This is a genomic window from Paraburkholderia sp. TE9906, from assembly GCF_056279605.1.
Genome location: NZ_JBWCCT010000017.1, coordinates 39,494 through 63,937, shown reverse-complemented (window position 1 = coordinate 63,937; position 24,444 = coordinate 39,494). Strand labels below are relative to the sequence as shown.

Genomic DNA, 24,444 nt, shown 5'->3' with positions numbered 1-24,444 from the left:
TGCGGACGGATGTTTGTCCGCACGGCACACTATCTCCCGCGTCTTTCTCGCCCTCACTCGGGAACGTATCGCCCTACATCGTCTCCATTCGCTTCTCGCGACGAGAGCATCGCGCTCGCCACGACGATTGCGGGTTATTCGCCGCCCGCGAAAGTGGCAATCAAGGAGTGGGTCAATCGCGGCTACGAGAGTTCGCTGGTCAAGGGCATGAGCAGCGAACGGGGGCCACTGCCTGCGCGGCTTCGGAAGCGAAGACGCACCGGAAGGGGGAGTGCGTTTCTCGACCAGCGTAAGCCGGTATTCAGACATCGTTGGTTTCGGAGTGGGAACGCAGTGCGGCGGGGCTTTGATGAGCGGGGCAAGTCAAGGTTCAATTACGCAACTAACCGTCTGCGTCTTTTTAACCGCCGCAAATACAAAGCGAGGCCTTAGCGGCCAATCTTCCCGCAGCGTGGTTGTACCCGGCTTGCAAGACTTGATGCGCGCGCTTCAGTTAGCTGCCTCGCACGCAACCATCTCTCCGCTCGGGCAACATGGCAGGTCTGCACGCTATATGTTATCGGTTGTCGTATATCGATACGTCTCGCTAGTCCGTTCCGCGATGAACAAGCTAGCGACCAGATAACTCCCCTTGGAGTCGCCGGTCAAAATTCAGCAGTCGCTGAATTCCTCGGGTAAATGCTACTTTTACTACCCAGTCAGTAGCCTTAAACTTGATCGATGATGTACGACGACATATGAGACTAGGGGCGACGTAACACCACATCCCAACCTTCAGGTCGCCGCCAAAACAGCCCGCCCAGGTCGGCGCAAAGCCCACCGCATACAGGCCCGGAAGCTCCTGCAGTTATCAGAAGCCGCACTCCCGCTCCAGGCCGACGCATGCGTTCAGGCGCATCCCACCGCCTGGGCCACGTGAGGAGAAAGCCATGAAGTCGCAATACCGCTGGGTGGTCGCCGCGCTGCTGTTCTTTGCCGGCATGCTGAATTATCTGGATCGCGCCGCGTTGTCCGTGGTCGCGCCGATCATCAAGGCGGACTTGCACATCAACGACGCGCAGATGGGTCTGCTCTTCAGCAGCTTCTTTATCGGCTACTGCGTGTTCTGCTTCGTCGGCGGTTGGGCGGCCGACAAATTCGGCCCGCGCAAAGTCTTCATGCTCGCGGCGGGGTTCTGGTCCGCGTTTTGTGGGGCGACCGCGTTCGCCGGCAACTTCGCCACGCTGATGGTCGCGCGGGTCGCGTTCGGCGTCGCCGAAGGACCCATGGGCACCACGACCAACAAGTCCATTTCCAACTGGTTTCCGCGACGTGAAGCGGGCAGGGCGGTCGGTCTCACCAACGCCGGGCAGCCGCTTGGCGCGGCCGTCGCGGCGCCGATCGTCGGACTGGTCGCGCTGCAATTCAGCTGGCGCGTCTCGTTCGCCGTGATCGCGGCACTCGGCTTCGTCTGGATGGCGTTCTGGTGGCGCTGCTTTCGCGATCAGCCGGATGAACATCCGTCGGTATCGAAGGCAGAGGCTCAGTGGATCGTCGCCGACCGTCAACCGACGCCTTCGGCCTCTACTGGCGCGGTCGCCACGTCGCATGGTGTATTCCGCTATCTGTTTTCGCTGCCGGTGCTCGGCGTGGCGATGGCGTTCTTCGCGTTTAACTACGTGTTGTACTTTTTTCTTTCGTGGTTGCCGAGCTACCTGACCGACTACCAGCACCTGGATATCAAGCACATGAGCATGGTCGGCATTCTGCCGTGGCTCGGCGCGACGCTCGGCTTCGTGCTGGGCGGCATGATCTCGGACGGACTCTACAAGCGCACGGGCAACGTTCTCTTCGCGCGCAAGACCGTGATCATGATGGGCCTCGGCATGGCGGCGATCTGCGTGATGCTCGTCTCGCGCGTGAGTTCGCTCGTGCCTGCCGTCACGCTGATCGCGGTAGCGAGTCTCTTCGCCTTCATGACGCCGCAGGCCTGCTGGTCGCTGCTGCAGGACATCGTGCCGCGTGAGCGAATCGGTGCGACCGGCGGCTTCGTGCATTTGCTCGCGAATCTCGCGGGTATTCTCTCGCCGAGCATCACCGGGTTCATGATTCAGTACGGCGCGGGGTATTCGTCGGCGTTCGTTGTGGCGAGTGCGCTCGCGGCGCTCGGGCTGGTTGCGTTGGCGCTTACGGTGCGTGAGCGGAGCGTGGCGCGGCTGCGTAGCGCGCCGGTGTGAACACGCAGAGGAGCGCCGGATTCTGAGGCAGCGTTTCGTGGTGCCGACGAGTCGAGGACCACGAACGCCTGGTCAGTCGATTGGATGCCTCAGATCGTCGACGCATTGAACGCTCGTTTCAGGGCACCGCGTTTTACTCACAGCGAAGTCAGCGTCCTTTTGCGCGCGCAAAAGGACGCGCCAACTCTCAGGCTTTACTGACTTCTTCACGCGGCTCCGCGCGATAGTTCAGTCTTTCGGACAACTCGACCGCCGCCCATCCGCCTGTCTATTTCCGCCATCTTCGCTTTGACCGGCAAGCTGATGCTCGTCGGCAATGGCGCGCCGCAGGCAGATCTGCGGCGTCACCATGAAGGACACGCTATTCGGATCCCGGGGTTCTCAGCCGCCGATTTCCGTGGTCATGAATCGAACGGGCGCGGAGTGCAAGTGTATGTGTATAGCGGTGGGCGGTTCGCGGTAGATGACGCTGCTGCACGTAGCGCTCCACTGCAAATTCAGCCATGCCTGGCATCAGGTCTTTGCCCCGCTTGATCAGATTGATCATCGGCATCTCCGGAATCTACGCACGGTGCATATTCGCAGTTACAACTGCCGCGCGTCGTTTCGTTGAATTACATTACTTATACTGATTTGTCGGCGATTGCTTCAGACACCGTCTGATCTGGATAAGAGGGTAGGAGCTTACGTGGCGATTTCAGAAGGATGCGCCATCATTTGTCCCGATTCGAAAGTCCCCTTGCCGCGGGCGTTTGGTCCCGCTGGCAAAAGCGCACGCATTTTGCGAACGCTGCGGGGAGGGCTACAGACCCGACAGGAGCGTGTCATGTGCGTAGAGTACGCGATGGGGCGGCTTTCGATCGCGCGAATAAATGGTGAGGTCATTTGACAATGCCACCGTTCTGGTTTCAACGCTCCCGCCGCACATCACGGGCATGCGCTGCTCTGGCCTTCACCCTGTTGCCCCACCTGTCGAATGCGCAGACGGCGCCGAGCCAATTGACCGGCACTACCGTGGTCGGCGGCAATGTGAAGCAGCACGCCAACGCCGTGCTCGCGATCATGACCTACACGACGGTTCCCGACGTTACTACCAGTAATCTGTCGGTCAATAGCGGCACCACCGGGAATCCCGGTTTCGGTCAGACTCAGTTTGGCGGCGGCTTCACGATCAGCAAATCCTTTCCGTTGTACCTTGAGGGGACGCTTGCCTACAGCCGGTACGATCCGATCTTTATCGCCACGAATGGCACCGAGCAGCGTGCGGTGCCGACAAAATGGAACACGTTCAGCGGCACAGTGGGCGTCGGCTGGGATTTCCGGATCACGGATGAACTGGTGTTCCGTCCGATACTGAACGGTACGATTGGACGAGTCTCAAGCGACCTGAAGGTGGGGCAATCTATCTTCAATCGGGCCACTGACAGCAATCTGCAGTTTCTCGAGAATGGCTCGCTGGATGCGTACGGATACGGCGGCTCACTCATGCTCGACTACGAGCACTACCGCGAAAACTACGAAATCGACGCCGAATTGCGTGCCACGGACATCTACCTGCGCAGCTTCGGCAGTTCGTCGGAGGCGGTTCAGGGTTCGGCCATGGCGCAGCAAGTGAGCCTGTGGACACGCTGGCGAGCACCTACCGGCTGGCACGCGCTGGACCGGCCGATCCGCTACGTGCTAGAGGCCGCTTATTCGCACTACTTCGGGGACAGTGCCGGCGTGTTGGGGTTCAACGACCTCACGTCACTGGGAGTCGGGCTTGAACTCGACAGCAGCAAGTATCCCGTCATCATTACTCGCACGCGCGCGATGGTGCGATACGTGTTCGGACACAATGTGCACGGCGTGTCGTTCGGCTTTGCAATGAGTTTCTAACTGTTCCTGACGACCGCCCCGGATTCCGTTTCTCCGGACGGGGCAATGATCGGTCGCGATTGCTGGACCCGAGGGGGCGGGCGAGAAAACCCCGCGTAACATGGGCTTGGTAGAACCAGCGCAGTTCAGGGCGATGTGCCACTAACGAGGCGGACATGCGGCTAGCTGACTTCATCTTGCGGAACATGGAAGCGATCGTCGCGCAATGGGAGGCGTTCGCTGGCGACCTGCGCTGCACCATTGGCCCCATGGACCGCCCTGTCGTCGCGCGCGATAACCTTGCTCGCCAGCTAACCGACATTAGCAGGTCTGGACCGGAAAGGCCGTTGCCGCTTCTATTTCAAGAGCGTTTCGCGCAAGGCGGGCGAAGCGAGGTAATCCAGCAAAGCAAGTAACTCGTTGCTTGCCGCCGCGCCCACCGTCGACTCGAAGCGGCGCTGAGTCGGCTTCCAGTACGACTTGGCTTCTTTCAGTTTGTCCCGGCCATCCTTGGTCAGCGTGACGATTCGACGCCGACCATCATTCGTGTCTTTCTCGAGGCTCAGGAAGCCTTCGCGGATCAGCGGTTTGAGCGTATGCCCCAGTGCCGAGAGGTCCATCACCATATCGCCCGCAAGTTCGCTCTGAGTCGGATTGCTGAGCTTCTCGACCGTGCGCAGCAGGTTGAATTGTGCCGCGTTGATGCCCGTCGGTGCGAGCGCCTGATCGTAAAGTTGCCCCATGCTTCGCGTCGCACGGCGAAGCGCACCATAACTACACGCGCTGGACGTCAGCGCTTTCTCGGTTTGTCGATGCATCGGTTTACCTCGCTCGAATTTTCTGTATTATGGCATATGCCAGTTAACTCACGCCCTGAAGAACCGAAGTTCGATCGCTCTTGCTGGTGCGTTGGTGGCATATGCCATCATGGGATGGATCTCGCTATTGCATTGCGTGCCGAACAAAGGGAATCTTATGAACATGAAGTTGTTGCTACTGCTGTGCGTTTCAGTGCCATCGTTCATGATTAATCTGGACGCAAACATCGTCGCCGTATCGCTCAGTTCCATCGCAGGATCGCTGCATGCGGACTTTGCGTCGATCGAGTGGGTCATTTCGGCATATGTACTTGCTTTCGCCAGCCTGCTGATGCCTGCGGGCGCATTGGCGGATCGATTTGGGCGTAAGCGGATTCTCGTGCTCGGACTCGCGATTTTTACCGTGGCGTCGTTCTTTTGCGGCGCGGCTACATCGGTCGTGTCGCTGAACGTCGCGCGCGCCGTTCAGGGCATCGGCGCGGCTCTGTTGCTGAGCGCCGCATTGGCCGTGCTCTCGCATGCGTTCCACGGGAAAGAGCGCGCCAAAGCGTTCGCGTTCTGGGGTTCCGTGATCGGGATCGCGGTGATGCTTGGGCCTGTCGCGGGCGGCTTGATCACGCAATCATTGGGTTGGCAGTGGGCTTTCTACGTGAACCTGCCGATCGGGGCCGTCATGATCGGGCTGACTTTGTTCGTCGTGGAAGAATCGAAAGATCCCGCTGCCAGCCGCATCGATCTGATGGGCGTGGTGCTGTTCAGCGGATTTCTTGGATTGCTGACGTGGGCACTGATCTCGGGAAATCGGGAGGGCTGGAGCAACCACTGGATCCTGTGGCGCGCCGGCGTAGCAGTGTTGCTATTGATTGCCTTTCTGATCGTCGAACGGCGCGAGTCCCGGCCGATGGTCGATCTGTCTTACTTCGAGGAGCGCACCTTTCTTGGCGCGAATATCGCGGGCGTCACCTATCCGGTGACCTTTCTGACGATGCTCACGTATCTTCCATTTTTCTTTCAGAGCGCGCTTCATAGGACGCCGCTCGTCGCCGGCTTGATGATGCTGCCGCTCGCGGCTCCGCTTTTTGTCATGCCGCGCATCGTATCGGCGTATCTGGATCATCGCTTTTCCGGGCGCGCGCTATTGTCGATCGGCCTGTGTCTTGTCGCGGTTGGCTTAACGATGACGTCAATCGTAATTGGTCGGTTGAGTTATCTCTCGGTGTTGGTACCGATGTTCATCGCGTCATTGGGTGCGGGCATTCTGAATGGCCAGGTGCCAAAGGTCAGCATGACCGTGATCCCGGTTGAACGGGCAGGCATGGCATCGGGGATCGCGGGAACCGTGCGTTTCAGTGGCCTGGTGCTTGGGTTTGCTGCATTGGGCGCGGTGTTGTTCACGAGCGTTGCCGGCGATGTCGCGCTGCATTTTCCGATGGCATCGTTGCAAGACCAGGCGCAGATGACGCGACTGACTGCCAACGGCAATTTCGCAGCCGCGGCGCAAGCGCTGACAGGTCAGAAAGTCGAGATAGCCGTGTTGGTCGCGAGTCTCGCTCGCGGCTATCAGATTCTCCTGAGCGTTGCCGCCGCAATCGCGATCATTGCTGCCGCATTGACATGGTGGTTGACGGATGCCGAGGAGACCGCGCCGCATGCGGCGGCTGGACCGAGCGCCGTCAATACCTTGCTGGATTAACGGAGGTTGCCATGCAGTATGCGCAGTTCGGCCGTACCGGCCTCTCAGTGTCCCGCCTTTGCGTTGGGACGGGTACCTTCGGTCATCAGACTGCAGAGCGCGACGCGTTCCAGATACTCGACACGGCGGCCGAAGCCGGCGTGAATTTCATCGACACAGCCGACATGTATCCCGGCGGCGCCGAGCCGCACGAGATCGGCGAAGCGGAGCGCATCACCGGGCGCTGGCTCAAAGGCAAGCGCGATCGCTTTATCGTAGGGACGAAGGCGGGCGGCGCGATGGGGCTGTCGGCGTGGGACAGAGGGTCGTCGCGAAAGCATCTGCTCGATGCCATCGACGCGTCGTTGCGGCGGCTCAACACTGATTACATCGATCTGTACCAGCTGCACATGGACGATCCGGCGACGCCGCTCGACGAGACGGCGGAAGCTCTCGACCTCATCGTGCGATCGGGGAAAACGCGTTATATCGGCGTATCGAATTTTCTGGCGTACCGGTTGGCTCGCGCGTTTCGTCTCGGCGCAACCGCGCTACAACCTGCTGTTTCGCGAAATCGAGCGTGACTTGCTGCCGCTCGCGCAGGAAGAGGGTTTCGCCGTCATCCCCTTCAACCCGCTCGCCGGCGGTTTGCTCACTGGGCGCTACCGCAAGGCAGACGATCCGGACAAGGGACGCTTCTCGCCGGAAATGGGTTCGTTCGGCGCGATGTACAAAGCACGTTACTGGCGCGATCGTGAATTCGAAACGGTCGAGCAACTTCTGACGATCGCGCGCGCGAACGGCGAGCCGCTGCCCAAGCTCGGCGTCGCGTGGGTCATGGCCAATCCCACGATTACCTCGGTCATTCTCGGCGCAAGCAGAAGCGATCAACTGATCGATACGCTCGCCGCTGCGGACTACAACTTGCCTGAAGCACTCAAGAATCAATTTGACGATCTCACCGCCGAATACCGTCGCGGAGACGCGGGACGTTGATCTTCTCGTGGCTTCATCTGTTAGGCAGGGAGAAGTCCGGCTGCACGATACGTGTCGATCAACGTATCGAAGAGCTTGATGTCGGCGCGACCGCGCGCCATCAGCTGTGCGCCCGAGACGGCGGCAAAGATCGCGCGAGCGCGCGTCCTGGCGTCTTTTGCGCCGACGATTTCCGCTGCGACGAGCATCTTCGCGAGCCACGCCACGTTGACATCGACGAAGGCCAGCACTTCGGTCTTCACGACGTCGGGTAAATCGTCGTATTCGGCAGTCATGAAGCTTGCCAGACACATGCGGTTGTCGTTCGCCAGCGCCGCGCGGAACGTTGCCGGGTATTTGCGCAGGCAGCCGACTGCATCCGGTGTCTTCGCCGATATCGTTTCCAGCGCGGCCGCCGCATCTTCCCAGTAACGTTTGGCGACGGCGGCGGCGAGATCGGCTTTGCTCGGGAAATGATGGTAAAGGCTCGCGGCCTTGATACCGACCTCTTCGGCGAGCGCGCGAAGGTTCAATCCGCCGTAGCCGTGCGCCTGCGCGATCTTTGTCGCGGCAGCCAGGATTTTGTCACTGGAATGTGTGCTCGTACTTGCCTGGTTTGCCACAAATCTGTCCTCGATAAAGATGAGTAGCCTCGAACACCATCGAGGCCGATTAGCCTTGCGTTTCGCCAGAACGGCGGCGAAATCCCTTAACGCTCGATTGTAATGTGCGTCCGCTTTTACGGTTGCGCTCGCCGCGCCAATAAATCCCTACGGCGCGAATGGTGTTGACGACGCCGGGCAGATTGCTTATCGTACATCCTAACAAACGTTAGGTAGATAGATGCAGCGCTGCCTTGTTTTCATCTCCAACACACTCCTGGAGTCATCCTTATGAGCACCGAACTCGTCTCACTCGACGCAAGCAAACTCGCCGAATTGATTCGCACCAGGGAAGTGTCGCCGCTCGAAGTCGTACAGGCGCATCTCGAGCGCATCGATGCCGTCGATCGCAGGATCAACGCCATCGTCACGGTCGCCGACGACGCGATTGACGCCGCAAAAGCTGCGGAGGCGGCGGTGATGGCCGGTCGTGAACTCGGGCCGCTGCATGGCGTTCCGTTCACGGCGAAAGATGCCATCGATACCGCCGGCGTCATGACTCAACGCGGCTCACCGATCTTCAAGGGCCGCGTGCCCGACACTGACGCAACCACCGTCGTTCGCATGAAAAAAGCGGGCGGCATCCTGCTCGCCAAGACCAATCATCCCGAATTCTCTTTCTGGATCGAGACCGACAACCTGCTTTCGGGACGCACGCTGAATCCGTGGAATCTTGATCGCACGCCGGGCGGATCGAGCGGTGGTGAGTCCGCCGCCATTGCAGCGGGCATGTCGCCGATCGGCCTCGCCACCGACGTCGCGATCTCGATCCGAGGTCCGGCGGCCCTGACTGGCGTCGTCGGGCTCAAGGCGACTCACGGACGCATTCCGATGACGGGGATCTGGCCGCGCGTGCCGCGCCGTTTCTGGCACGTCGGCCCGATCGCGCGTTCGGTCCGCGACGTCGCGCTCGCGTACTCGCTCCTCGCGGGTCCTGACGGCGCGGATGGTTTTTCGACGGCCCCGCTTCAACTGGATGCGGGCGTGGGATCGTCGCCGGGTCGCCCGCTTCGCGTGGGTTGGCTCGTCGATGCGTTCGCGCCGGTCGATGCCGACGTCGCCGCGACTGTGCGTGCCTCGGCCGAAGCCCTAACCAGTCTTGGCATCGCCGTCGAGCCGGTGCGTATTCCGGTGCTCGAAGAGATCAATGCGCTGGAGTTGCTCTGGAAACTCCAGGTGATGGAAACGAAGCCCGCGTTTCGAAAAGTGACGGCCGGCCACGAAGACAAGATCTTCAAGCACGTGCAAGGCGTCTATGACACGCCGGACACCTCGATCGCCGATTTCGTCGACGCGGAACAGAAGGCGGAACAACTGCGCGACGGATTCGCCGCGTACTTCCAGCGCTACGACGCGCTGATCTGCCCGGTGACGACCGTGCCGGCGCACGAACACGACGCGGCGGAATTCGACATCGACGGTCAGAAGGTGTCGTCGTTGCATGTAATGACCGCCACGGCGCCGTTGAGCGTGACCGGACTTCCGGGGCTGTCGCTGCGTTTCGGTACGAGCCGCGAAGGACTGCCGATCGGCGTGCAGCTCGTATCGCCGTGGATGGCGGAATCGACGATCCTGCACCTCGCTTCGTTACTCGAAGCCGTGAGTCCGGTACGCGGTCTTCATCCCGACATGTCCCGCATCTGAACTTCCTGAGGAGAAAAGTCATGCCCCTCGTACGTATCGATCTGTTGAAAGGCAAGAGTGCCGCTTACCGTCGGCAACTCGGCAACGCTGTGTATGAAGCGATGCTCGGTGCGAATGTGCCGCTGAACGACCGCTTCGTGATCGTCAGTGAACACGAAGCGGACAACTTTCAGTTCGACGAAACCTATCTCGGCGTCGGGCGCAACGACGACCTCGTGATGATCCAGATCACCTGGAACGAGGGCCGTACTATCGAGCAGAAGAAGACGCTCTACCAGGCCATCGCCGATGGCCTCGCGATTTCACCGGGTGTACGACCCGAGAATGTGTTGATCAATCTCGTCGAGGTGAAAAAGGAGAACTGGTCGTACGGACACGGCATCGCTCAGTACGTCAGTTAGCGCGACAAGAGAAACAGACATGTCGATCACTGAACATCCAGCGCCGCCATCTGCTGGGCAATACGTCGGCGTTGGCCGCGTTGATGTTTCTCGATCTGCCCGGGTCGGCGAATAGCTTTGCCGAGTCGCGAATCGTGATTGCCGAGCGAGCGGCCTCGGCCGCCTCGCTCGGGCCGAACCGGCAAATCGACGCCGGCCGACTCAACGTCGGATACACCGAAGCAGGCCCGTCGAACGGACCGGTCGTCATCCTGCTGCACGGCTGGCCTCACGACATCCACAGCTTCGTGGAAGTGACGCCGATACTGGCAGCGGTGGGCTATCGTGTGATCGTGCCGTACCTCAGGGGTTACGGCTCGACACGCATCGTTTCCGCGGACACGCCGCGCAATGGTCAACAAGCCGTCTTCGCGCCGGACGTGATCGACTTGATGGACGCGTTAAAAATCGATCGGGCGATACTCGCCGGCTTCGATTGGGGCGCGCGCGCGGCGAACATCGTCGCTGCGATATGGCCTGAACGATGTTGTGCGCTCGTGTCAGCGAGTGGTTATCTGATCGGTAGCCAGAGCGCCAATCGCAAGCCGTTGACACCTCGCGGCGAATTACAGGCGTGGTTCCAGTATTACTTCGCCACCGAGCGCGGCGCCACGGGTTATGCAGAGAATCGCAACGAATTCAACAAGCTGATTTGGCAAAACGCATCGCCGAAATTCAGATTCGACGATGCAACATACTCGCGTACCGCTCAGGCCTTCGATAATCCCGATCATGTCGCGATCGTCATTCACCACTATCGATGGCGGCTAGGGTTCGTTCAAGGTGAACCGCAGTTCGACGAACTGGAAAAGCGACTCGCGCTCTCGCCAAAGATCTCCATACCGACGATCACTCTGGAAGGCGATGCGAACGGCGCGCCACATCAGTCACCCGCCGCTTACGCCGGTTGGTTCACGGGCAAGTACCGGCATCATGAAGTCAAAGGCGGTATCGGTCATAACTTGCCGCAAGAAGCGCCGCATGCCTTCGCCGAAGCGGTCTTGCAGGTGGCGAAGATGTAGTCCAACGGTGGTTCGCGCGTGTCGTGTCAATCGGCATCTCCTTCGGCGTTCATGTTGTCGAGCCTTACACATTCCAAAGTCGTGGATCGTCCAGCGACGGTATGGCCTTCTGTTTTCCCGGGACTCTGCGCGAGTCTGATCGGCATTGGCCTTGCGCATTTCGCCTACACGCCCTTGCTTGCGGTTCTGATTCAGGCGCATTGGTTTTCCGCGCCTGATGTCGTCTATCTCGGTGCCGCGAATCTCGTCGGCTTACAAATGAGGCGATAGAATTTGTGAGTGAATAGGAATGCTTACGTGATCGGAGGATAGAATTACTCCGCTGTGGTTTTTGTGCCGCGGTCGTTCTGCATCGACCATTTACGGATCATGTGCGCGATTTTGATGCCGGACCTTCTGATTGTCGTTACCGCGACAGATCCGATCATGGATCGCCTGGCTGGACTGTGGCCTTATTTCGGGCAGTTGGCGGCAATGCGGGTGCGCGCCTGGCTGGTTGCGCAGCCACTGGCGCGTTTGCTGTTGATGCCATTGGGGCTGGCGCTGGCGGCAGTGCTGCTCATCGGTGTCTCGTAGGTGCAGCTTGCCGGCGTGGCGCCCGGCACCGCTACGTTTTTTAGTGGCGATCAACGTCGATCGTTTTGACCTTGATCTGCGCGGCGCAATCAGGCGGTAACCGCTAGAATTGCGGCTTTAGCCCGGAATACGCCAATGTCTTTTGCCTCGCTTGGCTTGATCGATCCCTTGCTGCGTAATGTGCAGGACCTCAATTACCAGACACCTACGCCGGTGCAGGCCAAGGCGATTCCTGCTGTGCTCAGTGGCAAGGACGTCATGGCCGCGGCACAGACCGGCACTGGCAAAACGGCGGGTTTTGCGCTGCCGCTGTTGCAACGACTGGTGCAACACGGCCCGGCGGTGTCCAGCAACCGCGCGCGTGTTCTGGTGCTGGTGCCCACGCGTGAACTGGCCGAACAGGTGCTGCAAAGCTTTATCGAATACGGCAAAGGCCTCGACTTACGATTTCTGGCTGCCTACGGCGGTGTGAGTATCAACCCGCAGATGATGAAGTTGCGCAAAGGCGTGGATGTGCTCGTGGCCACGCCGGGCCGTTTGCTGGATCTCCATCGCCAGAACGCAGTGCAGTTTGATCAAGTACAAACGCTGGTGCTGGATGAAGCCGACCGCATGCTGGATCTGGGCTTTGCGCGCGAACTCAACGCCGTCTTTGCTGCATTGCCCGCTCAGCGCCAGACCCTGCTGTTCTCTGCCACGTTCACCGATGATATCCGCGCCATGGCGGCAGGCATTCTGCGCGGCCCGATCAATATCAGTGTCAGCCCACCCAATGCCACGGCCAGCAAGATCAAGCAGTGGGTGGTGCCGGTGGATAAAAAGAACAAGCCCGACCTCTTCATGCACCTCGTGGCTGAGAACAACTGGGAGCACGCGCTGGTGTTCGTCAAAACCCGCAATGGCGTGGAGTATCTGGCGGCCATGCTGGATGAAGCGGGCTATGCCGTCGACACCATCCACGGCGACAAACCGCAGCCCGCGCGCCTGCGTGCGCTGGAGCGCTTCAAGACGGGCGAAGTACAGATGCTGGTAGCCACCGATGTGGCTGCGCGCGGGCTGGATATCGACGACCTGCCGCTGGTGATCAACGTTGATCTGCCGATCGTGGCGCAAGACTATGTGCACCGTATTGGCCGTACCGGCCGCGCGGGCGCCAGCGGCGTGGCGGTGTCCCTTGTGTGTGCCGATGAAGCGCCGCAACTGGCCGCGATTGAAGCGCTGATCCGGCAAACGCTGGCCCGTGAAGAAGAGCCGGGTTTTGAAGCCGAACACCGCGTGCCGCAAACCAGCGCGACGGGCCAGATCATCAAGAAACCCAAAAAGCCCAAGAAGCCCAAAGTGCCGCAAGCTGCGCCGGGCGCCACGCAGGTGCTCAGCAAAAAGCCGCGCCCGCAAACTGGCGAAAACAAACGCAAGCCTGCGGCGCAACGCGCTGTGGCCGGGGCTAAAGGCACGAGCTTGTCCAGCGGTAACCCATTCAGTGTGCAAAAGCCACGCAGCAAACCCGCCAGCAAGCCAGCCGTGGGTTCACGTAAGGCGGACGGCAAACCCGCTGGTGGCCGCGGCAAACGCCAACCCTGATCCGTGCGGCGAGTAACGCCAGCCCTGGAACAGGTCGGCGGGCAGTCGCAGTTCGCATAGCACCGGGAACGTGCCTTTGAAGCCATCGAATGCGCGAAGCATTTCACCGACTTTAGCTGGTTCGATGATCGAGGCGAAATGGGTTGTTTTCGCGGGCGCAATAGCGCCGACGAGATCGCGAGCCGGGGCTGACTGACAGAAGCCCTCTTTGATCGTGTATCGGAAGACGCGGCTTATTTCTCCGCGCAGACGACGAGCGGTGTAGCGTGCATCGCGGCCGTCGACTCGCTTCAGCGTTTCGAGGATCTCCGGCGCATCAATCTCAGAGATTGGACGTTTGCCGAGCCAGGAGAAGGCATCATTGCTGAAGCGCGCGAGTGTGTTCTCGTGTTGCCGTGGCTCGACTCGACGTAGAACTTGCGTTCTTCCACCCATGCCGATGCAACAGCTTCAAATGTATCGCCCGCGCCGAGCCGCGCAGCACGTTTATCAGTTTTTTTGCCGAGCCCTGGCCAGTGACACGCCCCGGATAGACAGCAAGCGCGAGCGTTCTCTCTTTGCTGGCGAACCGGTAATTCGACCGCCGATATTCGGCTCCGAACTTATCCAGTTGGAGGTACATGCGACCGCCGTCGGACAATCGATTGCCGGGGCTCCATGGGTTCTAGCTGACGACGCGCACCTGCGCATCTGTGAGCGACATGGTGGTATCTGGGAGATCTGATCTGTTTGACAAAAATCGCAGAACAACATCAATTCCTTGATTGACGGCCTTCCGTTGCGAAACCTACGCCGTGGTTTTTGGACGAACTGGACACCGCGGAAGACTCGCAGCGCAATTCGAACAAGACATCACGCTCGCCGCAGTACCGGAATTCATTGCACTGTCGATGGTGTCGATCGCGTGGGAGCGCCTCTACATCGCGGGGTAGCGCGGCGAACCGGCGCGCATCGGAGCGCCGTTACCACACGTGTCGAGCGACGCATCGCCGCCCGAGCCGGTATGGATTCCCGTTACGGAGATGCTCGGTGGGCCGTGGCTGGGCCGAATCCGGCTTGCATTGCAGCGGCATCGACTCGATCGAGTGACCGGTTTGCTGGAGCCGGCGTTGTCCATCGTGCCGGTCCGACTGCTGCTCTCAGTCAAGCTCCACGTGCTGCAAGCGTTGGTTCAGCACTGGCAAGGGCACACGAGACTTGCACTCCGAACGCTTCAGCGTGCTTGCGAAGCAGCACGCGTCGGCGGCTGCTCCCAAGCGCTACTGGAGGAAGGCGCGATGCTGGATCAGGTACCGGGCGTGGAGATGGATTGTGCGGTGCTCCTTCCGGCGACCAGCGTTCATAAAGCGCTGGCGCCGACGCCCGACTCGGTGCCCGTCCTGTGCATGCCTCAGTGCGTGGCTGCGCTTCGGCGGTCTTTGCAGATCGCTCTGGCCTGCGAGCCATGGAGAAGTCTTCTCTTCAACAATCTTCCGCGAACTATGCCGCCCTTTCGACAGTGGGTTCTGCATGTTTGCGACTTAATGGCAGGACAGTGCACGCTGCCTGACGGTGGCCCCGTCGATCCGGTGACCGGCGGTCACCAAAACTGTCGGTACGCCTGCTGCATATCCATGCTGATTCCGATATGGCACGCCCTGCCTTTTTTCGCAGTTGATATTTCGTCTGAGAAAACCGAAAAAAGATACGTGGCTGAAGTCCGATGACTCGCTGCGATTAACGGTCACGATTGACCAGTGGCGAAGACTCCAGGTGCCTTCCGTGCGCGTCTGACGGCGGGGAAGGGGCGCAGCCGGAACGGTACAGGCATGCGCATTTGAGGCAGGGAACATCATGAAAGAACTCAATGCATGGACAGTCACTGGCATGGAGAGCGCCCCACTGATGGTGTCGGCAAACGCTGCTCCCGATCAGCGTTTGCAGCGGGCCGAAGCCGAAGTGCGTCGGCTAACCAGATGCATGGAGATCAAGGACCGGCAGCTCTGCCAGTTGCGCAAGGCGCTTGCGCATTCGGCAACCGTTCACTACTCATTTGAAGATCGCCTGCAGCGTGAACTCGATTCCCTGCGGATCATGATGCCCGTGAACGGGTTCCAGCAGCATTGTCGCAAGTTTGCTGGCGACCGGCCAGAGGAGGGCATCGTCGTGAAACTGCCCTACGTGACGTCGATACTGTCCGTTCTGTTCGATGCGATGTGTACGTTCTGGGCGGACGGCGATCACGATCATCCTCCGAAGTCTGCGACCGTCGCGCACGCGATCGACGAGCGCCTGGGCTTGAGTTCACAGCAGAATGGAGAGGCTTCGCGCAGCGGGCAGGCCTACGCGTCGGCGATCAGGCCGGACTGGGTGAAGGAGGCCGACAACCGGCACCATTGCCGGCCTGCAGGCATGCGCTAATGTCAGGGGCCGGTCGTCTAGACTGTCGCTTGCGTGTGTACCGTACTGTTGTCGCAAACGGCGAGGGGCATGTCGCCTCGGGCGCGCACAGAAGGTGCATTCGCTTGAGTCGGATGCGAATGACCCGGCATGCCAGGTTCAGCGAGCGGGTGCTGTCCGAAGCAGGTAATCGAGTTCAGCAGCGTGACAGGATCGCACTGGAGTTTGTGGAACGTGGGAGGGTCCAGATCGATTGAGCATGCAACGAGGTTGGCGCAGCCCGGCGCCGTGTCAACGCCGATATCGAGCAGATCGAGCCCGAAGCGTCGGTACAGACGTGCAACGGAGCGTGAGACCGCGCCGATCACGCGTGTTGCGCCCAACGAGAGGGCGAGCGCCATTGAGTAAGGGAACAACGACATGCCCGGCATGGAGCCCGTTCGATGGTCTGGCAGCCCAGATCCTGCGAATCGCGACATCTCCCATATCGAATGTGATGACGGCAAGGAATCTGGCCTTGCAAGTTCCGGAAAGACGTCACGGAGCAGATAGGGTCCTGTGGTGGGCATGAGCCGCGCACATCCGCACACCTCGTCGTCTGCGGACAGTGCGACCAGGTGGACCGTAGCGTCTACGTCGAATTCATCCCACTCGCTCGTCGCATCGTGTGATACGCCGGGTATTTCCCAGTGCAGGCGCTGGACAAATACCCTGTGACGGAAGACTCCGAGATGGTGACGGATATCTGATGGCAGCTCATCAAGCCGGCCGGCAACGATATATGACATGGGCTCCTCCTGGTGTTAGCCGTTGACGCGACGCTATCAGCGTGTCTCTGGCCCGGAAACTCGGAGCTTTGGGAGGGTGTCGGCGCGCACGCGCGAGCGTGCACTGGCCCACGCCGCTTACGGCGACGGGCAGGGCATGCGGGGGAATTGCGGGAAAAGCGGAGTCAGGGTTTTATGATGCCCTGTACGCTCGCGTGGACTGCAGCGGCCGTCCTGCTGCGGATGTTGAGGGCCTCCATCGCTTCTTCGATGTGGTAGTCAACGGTATAGCGCGAGCGCCCGAGGATCTCGCCAATCTCGGCCGAGGTTTTCCCCCGGGCGACCCAGGTCAGGCATTCGAGCTGACGCGGTGTCAGCAGGTGGGCCGCCCTTTTCGGGGACATTTGAGCGAGGCGATGCAGTTCGAAGTGAAACTGCGCGCTGATCAGGTATGCCAGCCGGGAGTTGATTGCGTCGTTGACGGAACGCAACGGGCCGGACAGGTTGAACAGCAGGATACTGCCATCGGACTGGTGGACCGGGATACTGAGTCCCGCGCGCAACCCGGCCTCTCCTGCTTCGTCGAGTAGACGACGCTCGGCTTTGCTCAAGCCGATGATGTCATGCCACCGGTAGGGAGCCGACTGGAGGAACGCAGCCCGATGAACGGGGTCGGTGGACGCGTATTCGCGACGCTGGTAGTGCCGCACCCATTCCTGCGGATAGTGTGAGCCGATCATCTCGAGCGACGTTCGCCGGGTGGAGGCCGAACGGCTGCGCGTAACGCGGCTGATCACGTAGTGCGGGAAGCCAAGTTTCCCGGCCGCATGGCCGAAAGACTCGACGAGGGAAGGAATATCGGTGGCACATGCAAGACGCATCACCGGTGCCGGTGCGCCGGTTTGTAGACGATCAGATATGAGTGATGGCCTGTGCTGACGCTCGTTCAGACGGCGTCCAGAGACATGTTTCATGTTCACTACCCCGGCGCTGCCCCAACAGAGTCAGGAACTCCAGGTGCCGCATGAGAACGAGGCCCGCGCGCAACGGCGGTGCGATTCATGCGACACGCGTTTCAGGAGTGAGGGGCCAATCAGAGTCGCGCATACGATTGCCGCAGGTTGCGACACCGGAATGGCCAACTGGACGCGTACTATGCAAGGGCGCGAATGCATTCAAACATTTATTATAGTGTGCCGATTACCGCCCGACGATTCGTGTAAGGGATTGAAATATACCCACTGCATGGGGCTGGGGCAAGCGGACGAGACGGGGCTGAGTCGGCAGGCTAACGGACCAGCAACGCTGCCGCTGAAAACCCTCCGATGCCTCGCGCGAAGAGCAGGAGCGGCCTGCCCGCTACGAGCCCCTCACACTGGGCGAGATTGATGAATGCATCGCTGACGGTGACGTGGCCGATGCGGGCAAAGTTCTCCGCGAACAGACGGTCGTGCGGGACCTGAAGCGAATCGAGCAGCCGGTGCCACGCGGGCAGATCCAGATGGTGAGGCAGGATACGCTGGATGTCGTCCAGTGTGAAACGTGCCTGCTGGACGGTCTGCCTGATCAGGCTGCGCGCCGTGAAGAAGTTCTGCGCTGCCAGGCGCGATTCGTCATTTGCCAGTACCCCTTGCCAGCCCAGCCCGCTGGCGTGCATCGCGATCGCTAGCAGGCGGTTGACGGCGGCACCGCGCTCGATGAATGCAGCAAACGCACCATCGCCCAGAATCCCCTCGGCTTGCATTAACCTTTCCGATGCCAGCGGCATGACGTCGGCACCGACCAGCAGGACCCGTTTCATGTGGGGTCGGGCGATGAACATCGCGCGAATCACGCGCAGTGCGGCGAGGGCGGACGCACAGTGCTGCTGCGCGAAGGAAAACGCCTCCGCGTTGACGAATCCGAAACGGTCACAGAGCAGGCCGGGTAGCGAGTGCGGCGGAGGCGCAACGCTGCCCTGCAGTGTATGCACGTACACGATGCAGTCGACTTCGCGACGTGCGATACCTGAGGTAAGCAGGAGACGCTGGATCGCGCTGGCCGCGAGACCGATCGCAGTTTGCCCATTCGCTTTCCGGTAATAGCGCATCCCCGCCCGTTCCAGCTGCACGACGGTAGTGGTGCTCTGTCCGGTCCGTTGTCCCCAGCTTCGGACATCGTCGACGCACTGAGGAAGATGGAAGGCGACGTGCGGTATGCCGAGATCAGGGATCATAAGACGGACTGGACATCGTTCTGCTGATAGGCTGGGAGGGTGCGCCGCGCATCTCCAGCAGCGCTGTGCCGATAAAGCCGCCTGTCCCGTAGCCCCACAGCAGCACGCGGTGTCGCCGGCCACAGGCGGCGCGGTTGAGTATCTGTGCGAGGCGTACGATGGATTCGGCGGCGCCGAGATGAACGCAATGTTCATGCTGCACACCTGCGTCCGGCCGGCCGAGCAGGTCGGATACTGCGGCCCTGAGCGACGGAATACCTGGGTGCCCCACAACGTCGTTAACATTCCCGTCGTGAAGGCCATGTCGCGCGAGGAGCGAGTCGATCATCGATAGCAAGGGGAATGTCCGGGCATCGGCGACTCCTGCGTCACGGCACACCATGTCAACGGGAACGTGCCGGGTCGCGACATCAAGCAGGTGCACGCCACCTGTGCCGGGGTCGGTTCGTTCAACGAGCATCGCGCCGGCGGCGTCACCGTGCACCATGCAAGTTCCGCATATTCTCGAAAATGGTGGGCACCACTTCTCCGCTGCTACGATAAGTATCGTATGGATGTGCGGTTCAGCGACGAGCAGGTCGGCCGCAAGCCTCAATGCAGTGAATGGCGATACACCATGCTGTTGCGAGACGGAAAATGGAAAGCACGGTGTACCGACTTCGGCACACAGCCGCCCGGCAACGGTGGTCGAAACATGTTCATCGAGGCTGCTGTGACAGAACACGATGACATCGACCGGGCGGGCGTCCGGTGGGCGTGCAGCGCAGAGCGCATTCGCCACTTTTACGGCGAGTCCGGAAAGACCGGTGCCGGTTTCGACAGGCACCATGCAGGTCATGCCTGGCGTTACCAGACCGGAATGCACAGGGTGCGAACCACCGGTTTCCTTACCCGGCCATGCATCCAGCCAGTGCCCGTAGTCGGGATGCCAGGACCTCATCCAGGCATCCCACCCGGGATGACCCGTCGCGCGCAGTGTCGACTCGATCGTCATCCATCGGGACAGCGGTATGGCCTCTGGCACCCAGGCCGTCACTGCGGTGATGACGGGCGGGTTCATGCGCCCCCTTCGGGCGGGCCCGAGCCGTTGGCGAGATCGGCTGGTAGCAGGTCATAGAGTACGCGCCCAAACCGCGACCCACGCATGACATGGCAATCGCGCTGCAGACCGACCGGCCGAAACCCGATCCGCTCGAGCAGGCGTCGTGACCGCACGTTGCAGTCCACGGCCCACGCCGTGACGCAATGCAGCCGGTCCGTTGCGAACGCCTCGTGGAGAAGCGTGGTCGAGGCCACAAACGTCATGTCACTGCACGCTGGGCGCCGGCTGTCGCGCAATACCCAGAACGAGGCGGTGCCAAAGGCATGCGCGAGATCGCTGATGGCCACAAGGCCGCTTGCGACCTTATGGCCTGCCGGTCCGAACATGCGCAGTCGATGTCGACCGCTTTGCATCATGAGCTGCACGGCAAGCAGGGGTAGCGTTTGGCGGCCCTGCCCAAAATCGAACCACTGGTTGATGTCCGGTTCGGTGAGCCAGGTAGCGATGTCGTTCACATCGTTGCTGTCAGGTTCACGGAGCCAGCATGAGCCGGATCCTCCATCCGTCTGGTGGGATCCTTCAGTCTGCTGCGCGAGTGCTCGCGCCTGGCCCTGGCTGTCCACGTCGAATCTCCGGCCGGTGAATGCCTCATGCAGACGCGATGAATGTGCGCAGCGCGGCCTCGACCTTCATCAACAGCATCACAAACCAGTGCACCGTCTGGAACCGTGCCGCCGGCGGGAGGCCTTCCACGTAGCCATGGCCACCGCAAAGCTGCACAAGCTCGCGCGCAACGTTCATCGCTTCGGTGGCAACGTGGCGAGCCATCTGCGATAAGGGGGCGATCTGCGCCTGCGTATCCTGCGCTGCCACCGACCGGAGCACGAGATGGATGGTATGCGCGGACACGAGCATGTCGGCGAGCCGGGCAGCGACGAGCTGATGCGCAACGATCGGCTTGCGGAACGTCTGTCGGGTCGCGCTGTAGGCAAGGGCGAAGTTCACACACTGCTGCACGGCGCCCGAAAGCAGCGTGGCAAAGTAGAGCGCTGTGTCGACGAGCGACTGCCGAACCGGATCCGGGCCGAAGTTGTCTTCGTCCCGGGACACCACCGGGATCGAGGCATCGTCTGCAGGCACGACGGTATATCGTTCGATGGATAGCGCGCCGAACACGGCAACAGGTGCGGCACCGCGGATTTCTTCCTGCCCTGCAGGCAGCGTCACGAGCACGAGCTGCGGACGTTTGTCGTGCATGCGGACCATCAATACTGGCGAGGCGGGGTGCCGACGCAATACCCAGAGACCCGAGGCATCGATGTCCGGAATACCCGGTGCGATCGATGTGCTGCCGTCGAAATAATGCTGAGTATCCCGATCGGATAGCCGGTCGAGCGCATCGTATTCGCGCAGTGTCATCAGTGCCGGGCTGCTGAGTGTCAGTTCGGCCGCGCGTTCCAGCGGACCCGCCGCGAACTGTTCAACGACAAGCGCCAGGTCGTGCCGGCTGATTCCCATGCCTCCCTTCTGCTCCGGCAGGATCATGGCCGCGAGGTCGAGCGTCGCAGCGAGCCTGACCGTTTCGCTCCACAGGGCAGCGTCTGGCTGATGGACGAGCAGCGGTTCGAGGCGTTCGCGCGCAAACTGTCTTGCGGTCGCACGCAGCCCCTGCTGGTCGTCGCTGAGTGCCCACGATGCTGGCGTGAGGTCCGTTATGACGGATCGACTGGATGGCATGATGTTTCTCCTGCTGTTGCGGCGTCACACGAGCATTTCGACGGGTTCGGGATGGCTCAGGAAATGCAGCGGGCTCGCCGAGCGCCCATACGCGCCCGACTGTTTCACCACGATGAAGTCGCCGATATGGGCTTCGGGAAGCTCAATGTCGTCCGCCAGTCGGTCGAGCGGCGTGCACAGGCAGCCCACCACGTGGCAGCGTTCGCGTGCAACACCATCGGGACGGTTTCCGATGACGACCGGAAAGTTACGGCGAAGGACCTGGCCGAAGTTGCCGGAGGCCGCGAGGTGATGATGCAGGCCGCCATCCGTGATGACGAATGTTTTGCCGCGCGAGACCTTGTGGTCGATCACGCGGCACACGTAGATGCCCGCTTCTCCCACCAGATAACGCCCGAGCTCCAGGATCGGCGTCGTTCCGGGCAGACCTGCGCGCATCCCTGGCAGCCAGTCGTGCATCGCTTCGCAGACTGCCTTCACGTCGAGCCGTGTTTCGCCCGGGAAGTAGGGAATACCAAAGCCACCGCCAAGGTTCACGAACCGCAGCGGGTCGGTCAAACCGCTGGCCAGGCGGAGGACGAGTTCAACACTCTGGCGTTGGGCCTCGATAACGGTTGCCGCGTGCAGGCATTGCGAACCCCAGAAGATGTGAAAGCCGGCGAGTGCGACTTCCCGAGCTTCGAGTTCGCGCAGCAGCGCCGGCAACTGACCGACATCGACGCCGAACGGCGCCGCGCCGCCACCCATGCGCATGCCGCTCTGTCCGACCTGAAAATCGGGATTGACGCGGATCGCCACGCTGGGCTGCACGCCGAGTTCCCATCCGAGCGCAGTGACGAGCCGCAACTGAGTCTCCGATTCGACGTGCACATTGACGCCGCTGGCGACTGCGCGCCGCAGGTCGTCGTGAGACTTGCCGGGCCCGGCAAAGCCAATGTCCGCCGGGGCGGCGCCGGCGTTGAGCGCGACGGCCATCTCCTGCGCCGAGGCGACGTCGAACCCGTCAACCCATGCGGCCAGACAGTGGACCAAAGCTGGCATCGGATTCGCCTTGATCGAGTAGTGCAGATGCATGCCGGAGGGCAGCAGGCTGCGCAGTTCCCGGATGCGGGCGTCGATCGCTGCGCGGTCGTAGGCGAAAAACGGCGTACGTCCTGCCCGGTCGGCCAACTCACGCACGTCGACGCCGCCGAACTGAAGCCCGGAGGGCCGCCGGATGAAAGTCAGGTTCACGATGCTTTCTCCCCAGAACCGCTCGCGAGCGAGGCAAGCCGGGCATGCAGCGCCGCCCTGTCGAACTTCCCGTTGGGATTGCGTGGAATTTCCGGACAACTCACGATGTCCCGGGGAACCATATAACGCGGCAGGCGCTGCATGCACCAGTCGCGCAGATCGTCGATACGTATTGAACCACCTGCCAGGACGACGAGCAGCACGATCGCTTCACCAAGCCCGTCATCCGGGATACCCAGGGCAACCGCTTCCACGACGAGGCCGCTTGCGTGAACCGTTTCCTCGATTTCCTCCGGGCTGATCCGGTAGCCGGAACTCTTGATCTGGGCGTCATTGCGCGCGATGAAATAGAGAAAACCCTCGCTGTCGCGCCGCACGAGGTCACCGGACCAGACCGCCATATCGTGCGGCGCTCCGCCCGGTTTCGTTTCGGGCGAAGGACGGTAGCGTTGAGCGGTGCGTGCCGCGTCGTTCCAGTAGCCAAGTGTGACGCATGCACCCACATGCACGAGCTCGCCGGCTTCATCGGGAGCGCACGGTGTGCCGTCCTGCCGGACGACGAGCACCCGCGCATTGGGAACGGCCTTGCCGATCGAGTCGGGCCGCCGGTCGACCTGTGCAGGATCGAGAAACGTGGAACGGAACGCCTCGGTCAGCCCATACATCAGGAAGGGCGTGGCTCGCGGAAACAGCGCCCTGAGTTTCTGCAGCACGGGCAATGGCAGGCGACCTCCCGTGTTCGCGAAGTATCGGAGATTGTTGCGCGCCCCGTCGGGCCACGTTGCGGCTGCAAGCTGCATCCATAGTGGCGGCACACCGGTAATCGCAGTGATGTGCTCGCGCTCGCACGCGCGGACGGCATCATGCGCGCTGAGGTAATTCAGAAGGACCGCTGTTGCGCCCGCAGACCAGGCCGAGGTCAACTGGCTCAGCCCCGCATCGAAGCTCAGGGGCAGAACGGCGAGGATGCGGTCTGACGGCTCGTGGCGCAGATAGTCGGCTATGCTCCAGGCGCCTTCGAGCAGGTTCCGGTGGCTGAGCATCACGCCCTTGGGCAGCCCTGTCGAGCCGGACGTGTACAGAAGGGCGGCGAGGTCGGTATCAACGTAGGATACCGCCGGTCCCTGGATATGGGTATCGTCGGGGCGGCCGGTGTCACGGCCTGGCCAGCGATGAATCCTGACCGTGTTCCCGAGGCTGGAGACTGCCGGTTCAGGCTCATCCACGAGGATCAGGTCGGATACTGGCGCAATGCCTTCCGCAGCCAGTGAGCGGGCGCGCAATGCGGTGGTCACGAGGCACCGGGCACCGCTGTCGCGAAGCACGTGGGCCACCTGGTTCGGTTTCAGGAGCGGATTGACCGGGACGAACACGCAACCCGCCGCGCAGGCGCCAAGCATCGAGACGACGGTCTCGATACGCTTGTCAAGAAAGATCGCGACGCGCTCCCCCGCAGCGATGCCGAGGGTGGGCAATGCCTGCCCGAACGTGTGGCTGAGCTGCAGCAGTTCGTCGTAGGTCACGTGGACATCGCCGCAAACGAGTGCCTGCGCATCAGGTGTGCGGCGGGCTGCCGACTGCACAAGGTCAAGGAGGTTTCTCATGGCC

Annotated in this window: 23 protein-coding genes and 2 pseudogenes; 12 read left to right on the top strand and 13 right to left on the bottom strand. The window is 61.3% G+C overall.

The features are described from left to right. Positions 1–929 precede the first annotated feature (929 nt). Positions 930–2,216 carry an MFS transporter gene (locus ACZ9H4_RS31675; RefSeq protein WP_408328235.1) on the top strand — a complete coding sequence of 429 codons (1,287 nt, stop codon included), beginning with the start codon at positions 930–932 and terminating at the stop codon, positions 2,214–2,216. A gap of 361 nt (positions 2,217–2,577) precedes the next feature. On the opposite strand, the gene ACZ9H4_RS31670 is transcribed toward ACZ9H4_RS31675, so the two are convergent. Next, positions 2,578–2,763, bottom strand: coding sequence for a hypothetical protein (locus tag ACZ9H4_RS31670; RefSeq protein ID WP_408147926.1), 186 nt, complete (start codon positions 2,761–2,763; stop codon positions 2,578–2,580). Positions 2,764–3,107: 344 nt separating this feature from the next. Here ACZ9H4_RS31670 and ACZ9H4_RS31665 point away from each other — a divergent pair, with 344 nt between their 5' ends. Beyond that, a complete protein-coding gene (locus ACZ9H4_RS31665; protein WP_408147928.1) occupies positions 3,108–4,094 on the top strand; it encodes a hypothetical protein in 987 nt (328 codons plus the stop codon). 335 nt (positions 4,095–4,429) lie between these two features. On the opposite strand, the gene ACZ9H4_RS31660 is transcribed toward ACZ9H4_RS31665, so the two are convergent. Further along, positions 4,430–4,816, bottom strand: a complete 387-nt coding sequence (locus ACZ9H4_RS31660; protein WP_408328238.1) for a MarR family winged helix-turn-helix transcriptional regulator — start codon at positions 4,814–4,816, stop codon at positions 4,430–4,432. A 123-nt stretch (positions 4,817–4,939) separates the two neighbouring features. After that, positions 4,940–5,143 (bottom strand): hypothetical protein, encoded by a 204-nt coding sequence (locus ACZ9H4_RS31655; RefSeq protein ID WP_476122457.1) that lies wholly within the window; start codon positions 5,141–5,143, stop codon positions 4,940–4,942. Between ACZ9H4_RS31655 and ACZ9H4_RS31650 the strand changes: the two genes are divergently transcribed. Together ACZ9H4_RS31650 and ACZ9H4_RS31645 are read left to right on the top strand one after the other, a co-directional pair. Further along, positions 5,049–6,584 carry an MFS transporter gene (locus ACZ9H4_RS31650; protein ID WP_476122449.1) on the top strand — a complete coding sequence of 512 codons (1,536 nt, stop codon included), beginning with the start codon at positions 5,049–5,051 and terminating at the stop codon, positions 6,582–6,584. The two genes, ACZ9H4_RS31655 and ACZ9H4_RS31650, sit on opposite strands and share 95 nt — an antisense overlap. 11 nt (positions 6,585–6,595) lie before the next feature. Next, positions 6,596–7,559: pseudogene (locus ACZ9H4_RS31645) on the top strand (aldo/keto reductase). A 20-nt stretch (positions 7,560–7,579) separates the two neighbouring features. On the opposite strand, the gene ACZ9H4_RS31640 reads toward ACZ9H4_RS31645, so the two are convergent. Then, positions 7,580–8,161, bottom strand: coding sequence for a TetR/AcrR family transcriptional regulator (locus tag ACZ9H4_RS31640; RefSeq protein ID WP_408328241.1), 582 nt, complete (start codon positions 8,159–8,161; stop codon positions 7,580–7,582). Positions 8,162–8,431: 270 nt separating this feature from the next. On the opposite strand from ACZ9H4_RS31640, the gene ACZ9H4_RS31635 reads away from it, so the two are divergent. The 6 genes and pseudogenes from ACZ9H4_RS31635 to ACZ9H4_RS31610 all read left to right on the top strand — a co-directional run bounded on the left by ACZ9H4_RS31635 (position 8,432) and on the right by ACZ9H4_RS31610 (position 13,463). Then, positions 8,432–9,844 carry an amidase gene (locus ACZ9H4_RS31635; protein WP_408328244.1) on the top strand — a complete coding sequence of 471 codons (1,413 nt, stop codon included), beginning with the start codon at positions 8,432–8,434 and terminating at the stop codon, positions 9,842–9,844. Positions 9,845–9,864: 20 nt separating this feature from the next. Next, the gene (locus tag ACZ9H4_RS31630; RefSeq protein ID WP_408328247.1) at positions 9,865–10,245 is read left to right on the top strand and encodes a tautomerase family protein; all 381 of its coding nucleotides are present in this window, start codon (positions 9,865–9,867) and stop codon (positions 10,243–10,245) included. Between the two features lie 83 nt (positions 10,246–10,328). Beyond that, a complete protein-coding gene (locus tag ACZ9H4_RS31625) occupies positions 10,329–11,306 on the top strand; it encodes an alpha/beta fold hydrolase (RefSeq protein ID WP_408328250.1) in 978 nt (325 codons plus the stop codon). 51 nt (positions 11,307–11,357) lie between these two features. Next, positions 11,358–11,558, top strand: a pseudogene (locus ACZ9H4_RS31620) (YbfB/YjiJ family MFS transporter); the annotation flags it as partial. A 72-nt stretch (positions 11,559–11,630) separates the two neighbouring features. Next, positions 11,631–11,882, top strand: a complete 252-nt coding sequence (locus ACZ9H4_RS31615; protein WP_408328253.1) for a hypothetical protein — start codon at positions 11,631–11,633, stop codon at positions 11,880–11,882. Positions 11,883–12,017: 135 nt separating this feature from the next. Further along, positions 12,018–13,463 (top strand): DEAD/DEAH box helicase, encoded by a 1,446-nt coding sequence (locus ACZ9H4_RS31610; RefSeq protein WP_408328256.1) that lies wholly within the window; start codon positions 12,018–12,020, stop codon positions 13,461–13,463. On the opposite strand, the gene ACZ9H4_RS31605 is transcribed toward ACZ9H4_RS31610, so the two are convergent. Further along, positions 13,410–13,898 (bottom strand): tyrosine-type recombinase/integrase, encoded by a 489-nt coding sequence (locus ACZ9H4_RS31605; RefSeq protein WP_476122448.1) that lies wholly within the window; start codon positions 13,896–13,898, stop codon positions 13,410–13,412. The genes ACZ9H4_RS31610 and ACZ9H4_RS31605 overlap by 54 nt on opposite strands. 650 nt (positions 13,899–14,548) lie before the next feature. On the opposite strand from ACZ9H4_RS31605, the gene ACZ9H4_RS31600 reads away from it, so the two are divergent. Together ACZ9H4_RS31600 and ACZ9H4_RS31595 are read left to right on the top strand one after the other, a co-directional pair. Next, positions 14,549–15,169: a hypothetical protein gene (locus tag ACZ9H4_RS31600; RefSeq protein ID WP_476122447.1), complete on the top strand. Its 621-nt coding sequence runs from the start codon at positions 14,549–14,551 to the stop codon at positions 15,167–15,169. Positions 15,170–15,296: 127 nt separating this feature from the next. Continuing rightward, positions 15,297–15,863, top strand: coding sequence for a hypothetical protein (locus tag ACZ9H4_RS31595; RefSeq protein WP_408328258.1), 567 nt, complete (start codon positions 15,297–15,299; stop codon positions 15,861–15,863). Between the two features lie 17 nt (positions 15,864–15,880). Here the strand turns inward: ACZ9H4_RS31595 and ACZ9H4_RS31590 are convergent, their stop codons facing one another. From ACZ9H4_RS31590 to ACZ9H4_RS31555, 8 genes are all read right to left on the bottom strand, one after another. Beyond that, the gene (locus tag ACZ9H4_RS31590) at positions 15,881–16,630 is read right to left on the bottom strand and encodes an acyl-homoserine-lactone synthase (RefSeq protein ID WP_408328261.1); all 750 of its coding nucleotides are present in this window, start codon (positions 16,628–16,630) and stop codon (positions 15,881–15,883) included. 164 nt (positions 16,631–16,794) lie between these two features. Continuing rightward, positions 16,795–17,583 (bottom strand): helix-turn-helix transcriptional regulator, encoded by a 789-nt coding sequence (locus tag ACZ9H4_RS31585; RefSeq protein ID WP_408328264.1) that lies wholly within the window; start codon positions 17,581–17,583, stop codon positions 16,795–16,797. Between the two features lie 314 nt (positions 17,584–17,897). Continuing rightward, positions 17,898–18,824 (bottom strand): 3-oxoacyl-[acyl-carrier-protein] synthase III C-terminal domain-containing protein, encoded by a 927-nt coding sequence (locus ACZ9H4_RS31580; RefSeq protein ID WP_408147952.1) that lies wholly within the window; start codon positions 18,822–18,824, stop codon positions 17,898–17,900. Then, positions 18,814–19,884, bottom strand: a complete 1,071-nt coding sequence (locus ACZ9H4_RS31575) for a 3-oxoacyl-ACP synthase (protein ID WP_408328267.1) — start codon at positions 19,882–19,884, stop codon at positions 18,814–18,816. Before ACZ9H4_RS31575 ends, ACZ9H4_RS31580 begins: the two co-directional genes overlap by 11 nt. Next, the gene (locus ACZ9H4_RS31570) at positions 19,881–20,489 is read right to left on the bottom strand and encodes a GNAT family N-acetyltransferase (RefSeq protein WP_408147956.1); all 609 of its coding nucleotides are present in this window, start codon (positions 20,487–20,489) and stop codon (positions 19,881–19,883) included. Before ACZ9H4_RS31570 ends, ACZ9H4_RS31575 begins: the two co-directional genes overlap by 4 nt. Positions 20,490–20,514: 25 nt before the next feature. Further along, complete coding sequence (locus tag ACZ9H4_RS31565; RefSeq protein ID WP_408328270.1) at positions 20,515–21,603, bottom strand: acyl-CoA dehydrogenase family protein; 1,089 nt, start codon at positions 21,601–21,603, stop codon at positions 20,515–20,517. Between the two features lie 24 nt (positions 21,604–21,627). Next, positions 21,628–22,836, bottom strand: a complete 1,209-nt coding sequence (locus ACZ9H4_RS31560) for a pyridoxal-dependent decarboxylase, exosortase A system-associated (RefSeq protein ID WP_408328272.1) — start codon at positions 22,834–22,836, stop codon at positions 21,628–21,630. Beyond that, positions 22,833–24,440, bottom strand: coding sequence for an acyl-CoA ligase (AMP-forming), exosortase A system-associated (locus tag ACZ9H4_RS31555; RefSeq protein ID WP_408328275.1), 1,608 nt, complete (start codon positions 24,438–24,440; stop codon positions 22,833–22,835). The genes ACZ9H4_RS31560 and ACZ9H4_RS31555 overlap by 4 nt, the downstream gene beginning before the upstream one ends. Positions 24,441–24,444 lie beyond the last annotated feature (4 nt).